The sequence below is a fragment of the Archangium gephyra genome (genome assembly GCF_049060025.1).
Taxonomy (GTDB): Bacteria; Myxococcota; Myxococcia; order Myxococcales; family Myxococcaceae; genus Archangium; species Archangium gephyra_A.
In genome coordinates, this window is the sequence record NZ_JBMEQQ010000002.1 from 4,285,269 (window position 1) to 4,299,018 (window position 13,750).

Consider the following 13,750-nt stretch of genomic DNA (forward strand, 5'->3'; position numbering starts at 1 on the left):
ATGTAGAGCATGCTCCATGTGATTCCCCTCGGAGGACTGGGCGAGATCGGCCTCAACGCGATGGTCATCGCCTGCCGTGGGGAGATGCTCCTCATCGACTGCGGGCTGATGTTCCCCCCCATCGGCACGCTGGGCGTGGACATCATCCTCCCGGACTTCACCTACCTGCGGCGCAACGCCTCCCTGCTCAAGGGCATCGTCCTCACCCACGGCCACGAGGACCATGTCGGCGCCCTGCCCTTCCTGCTCAACGAGGTGCCCGTCCCCGTCTACGGCACCCGCTTCACGCTCGCCATGGTGCGCCACCGGCTCCGGGAGCTGGGCGTGGAGGCGGACCTCCGCGAGATAGAGCCCCGCAACCCCTTCAAAGTGGGCGCCCACTTCAAGGTCGAGGCCACCCGCGTCACCCACACCGTGCCCGACGCGGTGGGCTACATCGTCCACACCCCCGAGGGCCCCGTCATCCACACCGGGGACTTCAAGCTGGACCCGGACCCCATCGACGGCCAGCGCACCGACCTGGAGCGCTGGGGCGAGCTCGGCGACCAGGGCGTGCTCTGCCTCCTGTCCGACTCCACCAACTCCGAGCGCACCCACGAGACGGGCAGCGAGCGGCTGGTGGAGCAGACCTTCGAGCGGCTCTTCCAGGACGTGTCCGGCCGCATCGTGGTGAGCATGTTCGCCTCCCACCTGCACCGCATCCGCCACGTGCTGGACCTGGCCCGGACGCTGGAGCGCAAGGTGGTGATGATGGGGCGCAGCCTGGTGCGCAACATCGAGATGGCCCGCGAGCTCGGCTTCCTCCCCTCCGTCACCGACGGGCTCTTCGTCCCCGTCGAGAGCGCGGCCAGCCTCCCCCCGGAGCGCCTGCTGGTGCTCGCCACCGGCTCCCAGGCCGAGCCCCGGGCCGGCCTCTCGCAGCTCGCCTCCGGGGACGGCCCCCTGCGCCTGGGCCCCGGGGATCTCGTCGTCCTCAGTGCCCGCGCCATTCCCGGCAACGAGCGCGCCGTGTCCGGCCTCATCGACCAGCTCCTCTGGCGCGGCGCCCGCGTCGTCTACCCGGACCTGGAGCCCGGGGTGCACGTGTCCGGCCACGCCAGCCAGCCCCAGCAACGGCGCGTGCTGGACCTGGTGCGCCCCAAGAACTTCGTCCCCATCCATGGCGAGCTGCACCACCTCCACCGACACCTGGCCACCGCCAAGGAGTCCGGGCTGTCCCCGGCGCAGCTCCTGCTGGCCCAGGATGGGGATCTGCTCGTCTTCGAGGAGGGCCAGGGCCGCTTCTCCGGCAGCGTCCCCACGGGCCGCATCTACCAGGACCGCTTCGGCCAGGGGGTGGTGACGCCCGACATCCTCCAGGAGCGCACCCGGATCGCCGAGACGGGCATCATCGTGGCGGCCCTCGTCATCGAGCGGGCCAGCCTGTCCCTCCTGGGGGGCCCCCAGCTCACGGGACAGGGGCTCAACCTGGACGAGCAGGTGCTACTGCCCCGGGTGGCCGAGGATGCCCGGGCCTTCTTCCTGGAAATGTCCCAGCAGCTCCGGGGGGATGACGCCCGGGTGCGGGAGGAACTGGCACGGGCAGTGCGCCGGGCCTTCAAGCTGTATACAAACAAGCGGCCCGTCGTGGTGCCGATGGTCATCAAGGTGTGATAAGGGCGCGAACTGCCATGCCTTCCTTCGACGTCGTCTCCAAAATCGACATTGCCGAGCTGGACAACGCGGTCAACCAGACCAAGAAGGAGATCTCCACGCGCTACGACTTCCAGGGCGTCAACGGGGATGTCGTGCTCGCGCCGGACAGGACCTCCATCACCGTGAAGGCCAACAGTGAGGAGAAGGTCCAGGCCGCCAAGGAGGTTCTCCTGAACAAGCTGGCCAAGCGCGGCATCTCCCTGCTGGCGCTGGAGTACGAGCCCATCGAGAAGACGGGCCTGGCCAACGTGAAGCAGCTCATCAAGCTGCAGCAGGGCATTCCGGTGGAGAAGTCCAAGGAGCTGGTGAAGCTGCTCAAGGACTCCAAGCTGAAGGTGCAGGGCTCCATCCAGGCGGATCAGCTCCGGGTGACGGGCAAGAACAAGGATGACCTGCAGGCCGCCATGGCCCTCTTCCGCAAGGAAGCCGACAAGCTGCAGCTCGACATGCAGTTCACCAACTTCCGGGACTAGCCGTGCGCTCACTCGTCGTTTCCGCCCTCCTCGCGGCGCTCGTCCCGGGGGCTGCCTCCGCCCAGGAGAAGGCGCAGGCCCCCGCGAAGCCCCGCCCGGTGAAGTCCGTGCCCTCGCTGCCGCGCGCACCCAAGCTCGACGGCAACCTCAAGGACTTCCCCGCCACGCTCACCCTCAAGCCGCCGGCCTCCGTGGACGCGAGCGCCTCCTTCACCGCCCGTGCCGGGTGGCGCAAGGACACCCTCTTCGTGGGGGTGGAGGCCACGGATGATCAGCTCCAGGCCGGGGACGTCATCACCCTGACCCTGTTCTTCCCGGACGCCGGCGCCACCGCCACCGGCCACGTCTTCCGCTTTGCCTTCGATGGCAAGCGCGCCTCGCCCGCGGACAGCGGCACCTCCGAGTTCGCCCAGAAGCTGGTGGACGTGGGGGTGAAGCGCCAGGACAACGCGCTGGCGCTCGAGGTGGCCATCCCCGCCCGGGCCCTGCCGCGCTTCCCCGCCGAGGAGCCGCTCACCTTCGACCTGTGCCTCACCTACGAGGACGTGGACGCGGCGGACTCCAAGCCCCCGGCCATCTCCAACTGCAAGGACGGCGGCATGCTGGGCGAGGCGCTCCGGTTGCCGGACGACTTCCGCAAGGGCCTGAAGCTGAAGCCGCCCAAGGGCCTCATCGCGCTCGAGGGACAGCCGGACGGATGGCTGGGCTACGGCATCCTCCATTACCCGTCCTGGGTGGAGGCGGACGCGCGCCTGACGCCCGGCCTGCTCAAGGTGCTGGTCACCCCCGACGCGGTGGAGGCGGAGTCGGCCGGGGTGAATGTCCCGGAAACCCTCTCCCTGCCGAATGGAACGCCCCTGCTCGCGGTGTTGTCGGGCGAGAGTCCCTACCTCGCCAACGGCACGTGTGACTCGGACAAGGAATTGCGCCTCGGCCTCTACCTGGTGAAGGGGAAGACGGCGCAACGGGTGCTCGAATGGCCGGCCGCTACCTGTGCGCTGGGACGAGCCACCTCTGTGGTGCTAGATGAAGAGGGTGCGTTGAGCATCGGTTACTCGAACGGCCCGACCATCAACTTTGCTTGGAGTGGCGACCACTTCGAGCGGACCGAACTCGGAAAGCGGTAAGCGCTGTGCAGAATCCCCCAGAGACCAAGAGCCTCTACATGATGACCCTCGGCTGCCCGAAGAACCGGGTGGACTCCGAGGTGATGCTCGGCACCCTCAAGCAGCGGGGTTACTCGCTGGTGCAGGATCCCGCCGCGGCCCAGGTCATCGTCGTCAATACCTGTGCCTTCATCGGGCCCGCCAAGCAGGAGTCCGTGGACTCCATCCTGGAGATGGCCGAGTACAAGAAGTCGGGGGAGTGCAGCACCCTCGTCGTCACCGGTTGCCTCTCGCAGCGCTACGGCGCCGAGCTCTCCAAGGAGATGCCCGAGGTGGACCACTTCCTCGGCACGAGCGCCTACGCCCAGATTGGCGATCTGCTCGCCGCCGAGGCCAGCCCGCGCCAGGTGATTCCGGATCCGGACTACATCCACGACGCGCAGACGCCGCGTGAGAACTCGATGCCGTCCTACACGGCATACCTGAAGATCTCCGAGGGCTGCGACAACGCGTGCGCCTTCTGCATCATCCCCACGCTGCGCGGTGGCCAGCGCTCGCGGCCCATCGCGGACATCATCGCCGAGGCCCAGCGGCTGTCCGAGCAGGGCGTGCAGGAGCTCAACCTCGTCGCGCAGGACCTGACGGCCTACGGGCACGATCTGCCCGGCAAGCCCAAGCTGCACGACTTGCTGCGCGAGCTGGTGAAGGTGGACGTGAAGTGGATCCGCCTGCACTACGCCTACCCGCGCGTCTTCACCGACGAGCTCATCGAGCTGATGGCGACGGAGAAGAAGATCGCCCGCTACCTGGACATGCCGCTGCAGCACGCGAGCGACAAGCTGCTGCTGTCGATGAAGCGGGGCCGGGACAGCAAGTTCCTCAAGGAGCTGCTGACGAAGCTGCGCGCCCGGGTGCCGGGGCTGGTGATGCGCACCTCGATGATCGTCGGCCTGCCCGGCGAGACCGAGGAGGACTTCGAGATGCTCAAGGAGTTCGTGAAGGAGCAGCGCTTCGAGCGGCTCGGCGTGTTCCAGTACTCGGACGAGGAAGGCACGGCGGCGTACGACTACGAGAACAAGGTGCCGAAGCAGACCATCGAGCGCCGCTGGCGCGAGGTGATGGCCATCCAGAAGCGCATCAACCGCGAGCAGAACAAGAAGCTCGTGGGACAGCGCATTGAAGTGCTGGTGGAGGGTCCGAGCGAGGAGTCCGAGCACCTGCTGGTGGGCCGCCACGAGGGCCAGGCGCCGGAGATCGACGGTCTGGTCTACATCAACGACGGTCTGGCCTACCCGGGCGAGTTCGTCACCGTGGAGGTGACGGAGGCGCACGACTACGACCTGATCGCCAAGGTGGTCGAGCGCCCCAACCCGAAGGACCGCGTGCACAAGCCGCGCGACTCCTTCCCCATGCCCGTGGTGACGTCGCAGCGCTGACGTCCCCGCGGTAGAGCCTCAGCGCCGCTCCAGGCGGCGCCATGAGCCCGCGCGCCCGGTCTCCTCGAAACCCGCGAGGCTGCCGGGCAGCGGTCCCTCCCCGTACACCAGCAGCGTGTTGAACGGAGCCAGTTGCTCCGCGGAGCCAGCGTCCAGCCACTGCGGCAGCGACTGGCCCGGGCGGAAGCGCACCGGCTGGTGGTCCGCATCGGCGAAGAAGTGGTGCCCCACCCCGCCCTGCGTCGCCGTCCACCACTGGCCCAGGTGCTCCAGGTAGACGAGGCGGCTCCCCTGGGCCCGGTTCCCCACGAGCGACAGGTAGCCGTGCACCCCCGGCGGCGGAGGGCTCGCCACCAGCGTCTCGAGTCCCGCCACCTCCTGTTTGAAGCGCCAGTGGTAGCGCGCCGTCTCGGCGAGCGAGGCCACCACCACGAGCAGCAGCAGGAGCCGCAGCCGCCGGGCGATGCGCGCCGGGTCCACCAGCACGAGGGCGACAATGCCCGCGAGCACGGGCAAGCGCACGTGGATGAGCCACGCTCCCGAGAGCGCCTTGGGCGTCACCAGGAAGAGAGCGCCCAGCGCGAGGAAGAGCACCCAGGGCGCCCGGGGCTCCTCGCACCGATGGCGCAGGTACGCCACCACGAAGACGAGCGTCACCAGCACGGGGCCGATGACGGCGAAGCGGCCTTCGGGGCGGTAGTTGCGCAGGAGCCAGTTGAAGTGGGAGCCCCACCCGTAGTCCGTGGCCATGTGGTTGCCGGGCGTGACGGCCCTGGACGCGAGCGTCACCACACGGGCCGCACAGAGGGCCAGGGGGAGCGCGAGGCCCGCGGCGGCGAGACCTATCGCCCGTCTCCGGGACTCGGAGGTGAGCGCGAGCGCGGCCACGCCGACACAGAGGGCCCCAAAGGCCACGAGGTGCGAGAGCATCGTCGCCGTGGACAGGAGCGCGAGCCCCACCACCGCGCCCACCATGCGTCCGGTGCCGCGCAGCGCGTGCAGGTAGAGCGCGAGCGAGAGCAGGGCGAGCGGCAGGGAGAAGAGGCTCGGCAGGAAGCCGTACCAGTAGGAGATGTTGAAGGCGAGCGGGAGCCCGAACACCACCGTCCACGAGGGCCGGTGCAGGATGCGCGTGAACGCCAGGTGGGCCACGGGGAAGAGCATCAGGGCCGTCCAGGCGGCCAGCCGCGCCGCGAAGGCCCCATTCGTCAGCAGCGTCACCGGCAGGAAGAGCCAGATGGGCAGCCCGTAGCCGAGCGGGACGTGGGCCTCGTAGTACGCGGACACCTGGGGATTGCCCCGGACGAGCTCCGCGAGCGTCTGCATCTGCGCCGCGTGGGCCGGTAGATCCACGGAGGGAGGAATGCCGCTCACGCACCAGGCGGCGAAGCCTCCCCAGGCCACCAGCAGGGCGATCGTCTTCCAGGGCTCGCGCGGGGAGATGGGTGCGGCCAGCGGCTCTCGGGACATTTCCGCTCGCCTTATACCGCTCCTCTCCGCCTGGCGAACTCCCTGGGAACCACGGCCCGGAGGAGGACCCGCGCGTCAGCGGCGCGAGCCCCCTCCGGTACGTGTGCCGCTACGGTGTGACGGCCGAGCCAGACACATTGAGCGTGTAGCTGCTCGTCGCGCCCGAGTAGCCATCCACCTTCACGTAGTACGTCCCCGCCTGCGAGACGGTGTAGCTGCCCTGCTCGGGGTTGCTCGTGGTGTAGCCGCGTGCCAGGTACGAGCTGGTGTTGGACGCGCTGTACAGGTGCCAGTCCAGGTCCGCGCTGCCCGGCATGGACAGCTTCACCGTGACGGTGCCCGCCGCGTCCGTCGTGAAGGCGAACCAGTCCACGTCCGTGCTCGTGGAGATGGTGCCGCTCACGTCGATGCTCCGCCCCACCCGCCCGTTGACGGCCGCCGCGGTGTCGTTGGTCTCGGACTCCGAGGTGATGACGTCGCTCGGCGTCCCCCCGTCACTGCCCGTGCCGCCGTCCGTGTCTCCGCCCCCCGTGCCGCCACCGAAGTCCGCTCCATCCACCCTCTTGCCCGGCGAGGAGGAGAGACTCGACAGGCTCGTGTGCAACGCGAAGGAGCCGCTGGCGCTGGCATCCGGGGCGCGGTTCATCGACACGCCGTCCGTGCCCGACAGCGACGAGGGATAGGTGAAGCTGTCCACCAGGGTGCCGGACGCGTTCTTCACCGTCACCGTGTCCCCACCGTTGCCCAGCACCAGGGAGCCCGTCGAGGCCGCCACCGCGTTCGTCAGGCTCGAGGGGATTCCCGCCGCGCCTCCGAAGACCACCAGCGCCGTTCCGGCTGGCAGGCTCGTGCCGCTCGCGAAGGCGTGGCGCAGGCCCGCCCCATCCGAGAGCGTCCACCCACCCAGGTCCGCCGGCCCACTCCCCACGTTCAGCAGTTCCACGAACTCGCCGCTCGTGTCCGAGCCCGGCTCGTTGGCCAGGATCTCATTGATGATGACCTGCGGAGTACCCGTTCCCGCGTCGGTGCCCGCGTCGGTGCCCGTTCCCGCGTCGGTGCCCGTGCCCGCGTCGGTGCCCGTTCCCGCGTCCGTGGACGTTCCCGCGTCCGTGGGCGTGCCCGCGTCCGTGGACGTGTCGCCCGGGATGAGGAAGTCCTTGATGACGGCCATGTGCTGCATGTTGGTGGAAGCGCTGTCGCCGGACTGCGCGGGATGAATCTCGGAGAGGGGCGAGTACACGCGGGTATCGACCACCAGGCCCGAGGAGTAGGAGCTGGAGCCGATGACGGTGGCCGTCTGGTACGCCCTCAGGTCGGCATCCACCAGCACGTGGTCGTAAGGCTTGCCGCGGCTGGCATTGGTGTTGCCGTTGCCGTTCTGATCCACCGGGTAGGGCCCGCTGGTGGTCACGACCTGGCTGAAGGTGCTGAAGGCGCTCTCCGAGCGGCTGTTGGTGTTGAAGTCACCGCTGATGGACAGGTAGTCCCCCGCGGGGATGTTCTCCTGGATGCGCTGCACCAGGCTCCTCGCCTCGTTGTTGCGCGTGGTGGCATCCGAGGTGAGCAGGTGCACGCTCACCACCCAGAGATCCCTCGGGCCCGGGATGTCGATGCGCGCATAGGCGAAATCGCGGTTGGAGACGTACGGGTCGTCCCACTCGCCCGCGGCGATGATGGGCCAGCGGCTGATGACGCCGTTCGGAATCTGCGCCCCGCCCTCGCGATAGTAGTCGAACCCCGGCCCGAACGTCGTATCCACGAACTGCCGGATGGCGCTCGCCGAGTTGTCCCCGTAGCTGAACTCCTGGATGGCCACCACGTCCGGCTGCGTGCCCTGCATGATGCGGATGCCGTGGCCCGGGTCGTAGCTCTGATAATTGCCGCTGGTGATATTGGCCGCCATCAGCCGCACCCGGACGCTGGAGAGCGAGGAGCCGTTGACGTCGAGCGCATCTGCCTCGGGCTGCTGCTCCAGGGCGCCCTCACCGCACGCGGCGAGCCCCAGGGCGAGCACTGAGGCCTTCAAGCGCAGCCAGCGGCTGGCCCGGGTCGAGGGAGGTGGGTTCTGTCGCATGTACGTCTCCTGCCCGCCTGTGGCGGAACGATGAGCGGTGTTGTGCCCCATCATTGCCGCACAGTCCGGCTGGAGTCTTGCCGTGTCCCTGCTTTTTGGTGAGCTGTTGCCCTGAAGCCGGAGGAAAGCGGAGGGCGAGGGGAGATGGCGGCCCCGTGGGGTTACCGTGGGTCCTCGGGCTCCTGCTCGCGTTCCTTCTTCGTCGGCGGCTTCGACGTCTTGCTTCGCTGCGGCGTGGCCACCGCGTCTCCCAACGGCGTCGGCTGGCACTCGCAGACCGTGCGCCTCGTGCTCCCCTGGTGCACGAAGATGCAGGCGTTCGGGCACTCCTGGAGCTGCCCTTCCTCGAACAACGCCAGCGCGTACCCCCGCACCGACTTCAGGGCCTCGGCGCACTCGGGCATCGCCTGCAGCAGCCTCGGCCACGGCACCAGGTGCTGTGTCGTCACGCCCCGGCTCGTGGGCGCGAACGAGAAACCCACCTGGCAGTCCATCGTCAGCGGCTTGCCGTCCTCGCCCAGCGGCTCCAGGTGCACACGGCCGCCCTCGGGCAGGTCCCGGAACGCCGCCCCCGTGACGGCCATCCGCCCGTCCCCGCCCCGCCGCACGTGCAGCCCGAAGCAGGCCTCCTCACGCGCCTCCTCCGGATTCTGGGAGCCCGGACGCGCGCAACGCTGGCGGCCCTCGACGGCCTGCACGCGCGGCCGGCGCAGCACCAGCGTGTCCCCCTGCACATCCACCGTGGTGCGGAAGCGGCCCCAGACGTCCGGCCCCAGCCGGCCCAGCGTCATCGGGTTCCTCCACCCCACCCCGGCCTCCATCACCAGGGGATTCACCCCCACGCCCGACGTCACCTCCACCGCGTCCAGCAGGTAGGCCCTCGGCGGCAGATTGGAGGCCGTCTCCAGTGGCTGGAGTCCTTGCGCCTCCGAGGCCCCCATCGCGAGCCGCGAGAAGGGCTCGCGCGAGCCCAGCACGAAGGGGCCCGTGAGAGTGGCCTCCCCCTGCGTCACCCGCGCCGCCAGCAGCGGCCAGTCGCCCACCGGGTCTCTCGCGAGCTCGATCCGATGCACCTCCTCGGCCGGGTCCGCGCCAGGAGCAGCCGCCTCGGCGAGGTACTCCGCGCGCGGACGCGACTTCTCGAAAGTGACTTCCCGGCGCAGCGGGTCCACCGTGAAGGCATAGGGGGCGAGCACGTCGGCCCCCAGCGTCACCGAGCAGACCCGCTCGTCGGTGAGCCCCATGCCGCGAGGCCCCAGGGCCACGCCGCCCACGCGCAGGCCCGGCAGGCGCACCAGCGGCCAGTCACGCAGGGCCCCGGGCACACCGTACACATCCGGAACACGCGCCGAGCCCATCACGGGCGGAGGAGGCTTCTTCGCATCCCAGCAGGCCGAGGACACCGCGGAGAGCGCCCGGGCCACATCCAGCACCACCGGCACCGGGCGCCCGTTCAACTGGCCCTCCACCACGAGCCGCAGGTTGGGCGAGGGCAGCAGGGGCAACGTCTTTCCCGCGAGGCTGCCCGGAGCCTCGGGCGCGGCGGGGCCCGCCCCCCGGTGACACCCGGCGAGCAACAACAGCAGGGCCCCGAGACGCGCGCTCCGCACGGCCTACTTCCGCGGCTTGGTGTAGTCGTCGATGCGCGTGCCCTCGGGGGGATTGATCTTGAAGGCATCCGCCCCGACGCCCACGTTCGTCTTCAGGTTGAGGAAGGCGATGGCGTTCTCGCTGCCGTCCGGATCCACCACCGTGCTCTTCAGCACCTGCGCCGTCTTCGGGTCCACCTCCAGGCGCACCTGGCGGAAGCGCGGGTCCGGCTTGAGCGGATCCAGCACCAGCAGCGTGCCCTTGCAGTCCTTGCACGCGCCCTTGCTGATGGAGAACTCGTCCGCCAGCTTCCCCTGGCCGAAGAGGAACGTCACCGACGCGGAGAGCTGGCTGGTGTCGATGCGGCCCACGCTCAGCGTCTGCGCCTCGGGGTCGTACGCGTACACCTTCTCGCCGGCCAGCACGAAGGTGCGCGCGGAGGGCTTCTGGTACTCCCAGCGCATCAGGCCCGGCTTCTTGTAGATGACCGTGCCCGTCGAGCCTCTGCGTGCGCCGCAGGGCCTTGTACTTGTAGTCCTGCTTGAAGTCGGACGAGAAGTCCTGCGTCTTCTCGTAGAAGGCCTGCATCCGCTCCACCAGCTCCTTCACCTCCGGAGCGAGCTTCTTCTCGGCGGTCTTGGGAGCCTCGGCGGCCTTCGGTGCTTCCGCCTTGGGAGCCGCGGGAGCGGGCGCCTGCTGAGCGGGCGCCTGGGCGACCACCTGGTGGGTCACCGTGGTGGGCACCGGAGCAATCACCGGCGCGGCGAGCAGGGTCACGAGCAGCTTCTCGAGGTACATGGCTTGAGTTCTCTCCAGGCGGGCGAGCCGCCTTCGGTTCCAACTGTACCTACAGACGGGCCGCCCGGCCCGGCATTCAAGGCCTGGCGGGGGGCTGCTTCTTGAAGATGCGCTTCCGCTGTTTCACGGCGAGCATATAGAAGCGATCACGCAGCACCTGGGCCTCGGCCTCGGTGAGGTCTCCCACCCGCCCGAGGTGCTCCTCGCGCCAGGAGATGGCCCGGGTGACGCAGGCCGAGGCGGCCGCGGAGATGTTCAGGCTCTGGCTGAAGCCGCGCATCGGAATCCAGAAGGTGCCGTCCGCGCCGTCCAGCACCTCCTGGCTCACCCCGTCCCGCTCGTTGCCGAAGATGAGGGCGATCTTCGAATCGAAGCGCATCGAGTACAGGCTGGTGGCGTCCTCGCGGATGGCCGAGGCATACAACGAGAAGCCGCGCGACTTGAGGTGCTCGCGGCACGAGGCGAAGTCCTTGTAGAGCTTCACGTCGAGCCACTTGTCGCACCCCTGCCCCACCCGTGAGTTGGGCATGAAGGGCGCCGCGGGGTTGACGATGATGTGCACCTCCTGGAGGCCATTGGCCTCGCAGGTGCGCAGCACCGCCGCCATGTTGAAGCTGTCCTCCAGCCGGTCCAGCACGATGGTGAAGGTGCGCGTGCGATGGGAGATGACCTTGTCGATCTTCTCCTTGCGCACGTCGAGCAGGAGGGACTCCGGGTCGATCGGAGCCTTCTCGAGCTTCTCGTAACGAGGGCCGCCACCCGCCATCGCGTCAGGACCTCCGGGCCCGCTTCGGCGCGGCCTTCTTCGCCGCCGCCGCCCTGCGCGCCGGGGCCTTCTTCGCCGCCGCCTTCTTCGTGACCACCCGCTTGGCCGCCGCCTTCTTCACGGGAGCCTTCTTCGCCGCGGCCTTCTTCATGGGGGCCTTCTTCGCCGCCACGGCCTTCTTCGCGGGAACCTTCTTCGCGGGCGCCTTCTTCGCCACCGCCACGGCCTTCTTCACGGGGGCCTTCTTCGCCGCCGCGGCCGCCTTCTTGGCGGGAGCCTTCTTCGCGGGGGCCGTCTTCACCACCACCGCGGCCTTCTTCGCGGGAGCCGGAGCCGTCTTCTTCTCCACCCGGGGCTTGGGCGGCGGCTCCACGTGCAGCTTGTCCGTGCGGCCAGTGAAGAGCACCTCGGCCACCGCGTCCAGCAGCGGCTGCATGCCCATGCCCGTGGCGCACGAGACGGGGAACACGGCGATGCCGCGCTTGCGCATCTCCTCCGTCAGCTTCCCGAGCCGCTCCTGCGCGTGCGGCAGATCCAGCTTGTTGGCGGCCACCACCTGGGGCTTGCTCGACAGCTCGTCGCTGTACTTGCGCAGCTCCTCGTTGAGGACGTCGAAGTCCTTGAGCGGCTCCCGCTCCTCGACCTCGGTGCCCATGTCCAGCAGGTGGATGAGCACCTTGCAGCGCTCCACGTGCCGCAGGAACTGGTGCCCCAGCCCCACGCCCTCGCTGGCGCCCTCGATGATGCCGGGGATGTCCGCCATCACGAAGGACAGGCCGTCCTTGTACTGGACCAGGCCCAGGTTGGGCACCAGCGTGGTGAACGGATAGTCGGCGATCTTCGGCCGCGCCCGGCTCACGACGGAGATGAGCGTGCTCTTGCCCGCGTTGGGGTAGCCCAGCAGCCCCACGTCCGCCAGCAGCTTCAGCTCCAGCCGCAGGGTGCGCTCCTCGCCCTGGGTGCCGTCCTGGGCGAAGCGCGGCGTCTGCCGCGTGGAGGTGGCGAAGTTCATGTTGCCCAACCCGCCCCGGCCGCCCTTGCACACCACCTTGCGCTCGCCGGCCGTGTTCAGGTCCGCCAACACCTCCTCGGTGTCCACGTCGCGGATGATCGTCCCCAGCGGTACCTTGAGGATCAGATCCTCGGACGAGCGGCCATTGCAGTCGCTGCCCATCCCGTTCTCGCCACTCCTCGCCCGGTGGTGCTGCTGGTAGCGGTAGTCCAGCAGCGTGGTGAGCTGGGGATCGGCCTCGAAGATGACCGAGCCGCCGTTTCCTCCATCCCCACCGTTGGGGCCGCCGCGATCGACGTACTTCTCCCGGCGGAAGGCAACGGCCCCGTTGCCCCCGTCCCCGGCCTTCACGAAGATGCGGACTTCATCGACGAATTTCATCCCAGACCCCAGAAATGCGGAACGGGCCGCCTCCATGTCCCACGCCGGAGGGCGTGTGGACCGGGAGCGACCCGCTCACGAGGCAAACAGGGAACCGGACGAGGCCGAGTCCCCTTTCAGACGAGACGCGGACTAGGCGCTCGGCTGGGCCGGGAACACGGAGACCTTCTTGCGGTCCCGGCCCTGGCGCTCGTACTTCACCACTCCGTCCACCGTGGCGAAGAGCGTGAAGTCACGACCGAGCTTCACGTTGGAGCCCGGGTGGATGACCGTGCCGACCTGCCGCACGAGGATGCTCCCCGCGCTGACGGTCTCGCCCGCGAACACCTTCACGCCGCGGTACTTCGGATTGGAATCGCGACCGTTGCGCGACGAACCCTGACCTTTTTTATGAGCCATGACACCGATTCCTGATGCTGCCGGCGCGCCTCGCAGCGCTCCGGGAAGTGGTAACCCGGACTAGCCGGAGATGGAGGTCACCTTGACCTCGGTGTAGGGCTGACGGTGGCCACGGCGGCGCGTCCAGCCCTCCTTCTCCTTGCGGAAGTGCAGCACCTTGCGGTGCTTGTCCTGGGCGAGAATCTTGCCCACGACCCTGGCGCCCGACACGGTCGGACGCCCCACCTTCGGGCTGTCGGTCCCACCGAGCATCAGAACGTCGTTGAAGGTCACCTCAGCGCCGACGTCTCCCGTGACCTTCTCGATCCGGAGCACGTCGCCCTCGGCCACGCGGTACTGCTTCCCGCCCGTGCGAATGACTGCGTACATCGTTGAACCCCTGAGTTTTGTTCCGGGTTGATTCAACCCGTGAAAGGCCGGCGTGCATTTCGGACGTGAAAAACCGTCCTACGATGCAAAGGTCGCCCGATCTACGGGAGAAGGACGGGGGAGTCAAGGCAGATAGCAAGCTGTCGAGCTGCCCACCCGTGGACAGGCGGTGCTCCCCGCC

11 protein-coding genes and 1 pseudogene are annotated in these 13,750 nt (G+C 68.9%); 4 read left to right on the forward strand and 8 right to left on the reverse strand.

Annotated elements, in window-relative coordinates; genetic code table 11:
- Nucleotides 1-9: 9 nt before the first annotated feature.
- Genes ACN28I_RS18660 through rimO form a run of 4 tightly spaced genes read left to right on the forward strand, consistent with a single transcriptional unit; the run spans nucleotide 10 to nucleotide 4,710 of the window.
- Complete coding sequence (locus tag ACN28I_RS18660) at nucleotides 10-1,653, forward strand: ribonuclease J (RefSeq protein ID WP_420943333.1); 1,644 nt, start codon at nucleotides 10-12, stop codon at nucleotides 1,651-1,653.
- 17 nt (nucleotides 1,654-1,670) lie between these two features.
- Nucleotides 1,671-2,168 carry a YajQ family cyclic di-GMP-binding protein gene (locus tag ACN28I_RS18665; RefSeq protein ID WP_420943334.1) on the forward strand — a complete coding sequence of 166 codons (498 nt, stop codon included), beginning with the start codon at nucleotides 1,671-1,673 and terminating at the stop codon, nucleotides 2,166-2,168.
- A gap of 2 nt (nucleotides 2,169-2,170) precedes the next feature.
- Nucleotides 2,171-3,295, forward strand: a complete 1,125-nt coding sequence (locus ACN28I_RS18670; protein ID WP_420943335.1) for a hypothetical protein — start codon at nucleotides 2,171-2,173, stop codon at nucleotides 3,293-3,295.
- A 41-nt stretch (nucleotides 3,296-3,336) separates the two neighbouring features.
- Nucleotides 3,337-4,710 (forward strand): 30S ribosomal protein S12 methylthiotransferase RimO, encoded by a 1,374-nt coding sequence (gene rimO / locus ACN28I_RS18675; RefSeq protein WP_420948662.1) that lies wholly within the window; start codon nucleotides 3,337-3,339, stop codon nucleotides 4,708-4,710.
- Nucleotides 4,711-4,728: 18 nt separating this feature from the next.
- Here the strand turns inward: rimO and ACN28I_RS18680 are convergent, their stop codons facing one another.
- The 8 genes and pseudogenes from ACN28I_RS18680 to rplU form a co-directional block, all read right to left on the reverse strand.
- On the reverse strand, nucleotides 4,729-6,180 hold the full coding sequence (locus ACN28I_RS18680) for a hypothetical protein (protein ID WP_420943336.1): 1,452 nt from the start codon (nucleotides 6,178-6,180) through the stop codon (nucleotides 4,729-4,731).
- Nucleotides 6,181-6,289: 109 nt separating this feature from the next.
- Entirely contained in the window at nucleotides 6,290-8,254 is a 1,965-nt protein-coding gene (locus ACN28I_RS18685) for a lamin tail domain-containing protein (protein ID WP_420943337.1), read from the reverse strand.
- 161 nt (nucleotides 8,255-8,415) lie between these two features.
- On the reverse strand, nucleotides 8,416-9,864 hold the full coding sequence (locus ACN28I_RS18690; RefSeq protein ID WP_420943338.1) for a hypothetical protein: 1,449 nt from the start codon (nucleotides 9,862-9,864) through the stop codon (nucleotides 8,416-8,418).
- A 3-nt stretch (nucleotides 9,865-9,867) separates the two neighbouring features.
- Nucleotides 9,868-10,642 (reverse strand): annotated as a pseudogene (locus ACN28I_RS18695) (LolA family protein).
- 76 nt (nucleotides 10,643-10,718) lie between these two features.
- Nucleotides 10,719-11,408 (reverse strand): TrmH family RNA methyltransferase, encoded by a 690-nt coding sequence (locus tag ACN28I_RS18700; RefSeq protein WP_420943339.1) that lies wholly within the window; start codon nucleotides 11,406-11,408, stop codon nucleotides 10,719-10,721.
- A gap of 4 nt (nucleotides 11,409-11,412) precedes the next feature.
- Nucleotides 11,413-12,801, reverse strand: coding sequence for a GTPase ObgE (gene obgE, locus ACN28I_RS18705; protein WP_420943340.1), 1,389 nt, complete (start codon nucleotides 12,799-12,801; stop codon nucleotides 11,413-11,415).
- Nucleotides 12,802-12,933: 132 nt separating this feature from the next.
- Complete coding sequence (gene rpmA, locus ACN28I_RS18710; protein WP_420943341.1) at nucleotides 12,934-13,200, reverse strand: 50S ribosomal protein L27; 267 nt, start codon at nucleotides 13,198-13,200, stop codon at nucleotides 12,934-12,936.
- A 60-nt stretch (nucleotides 13,201-13,260) separates the two neighbouring features.
- Nucleotides 13,261-13,569, reverse strand: coding sequence for a 50S ribosomal protein L21 (gene rplU / locus ACN28I_RS18715; protein WP_047855917.1), 309 nt, complete (start codon nucleotides 13,567-13,569; stop codon nucleotides 13,261-13,263).
- Nucleotides 13,570-13,750: the final 181 nt, after the last annotated feature.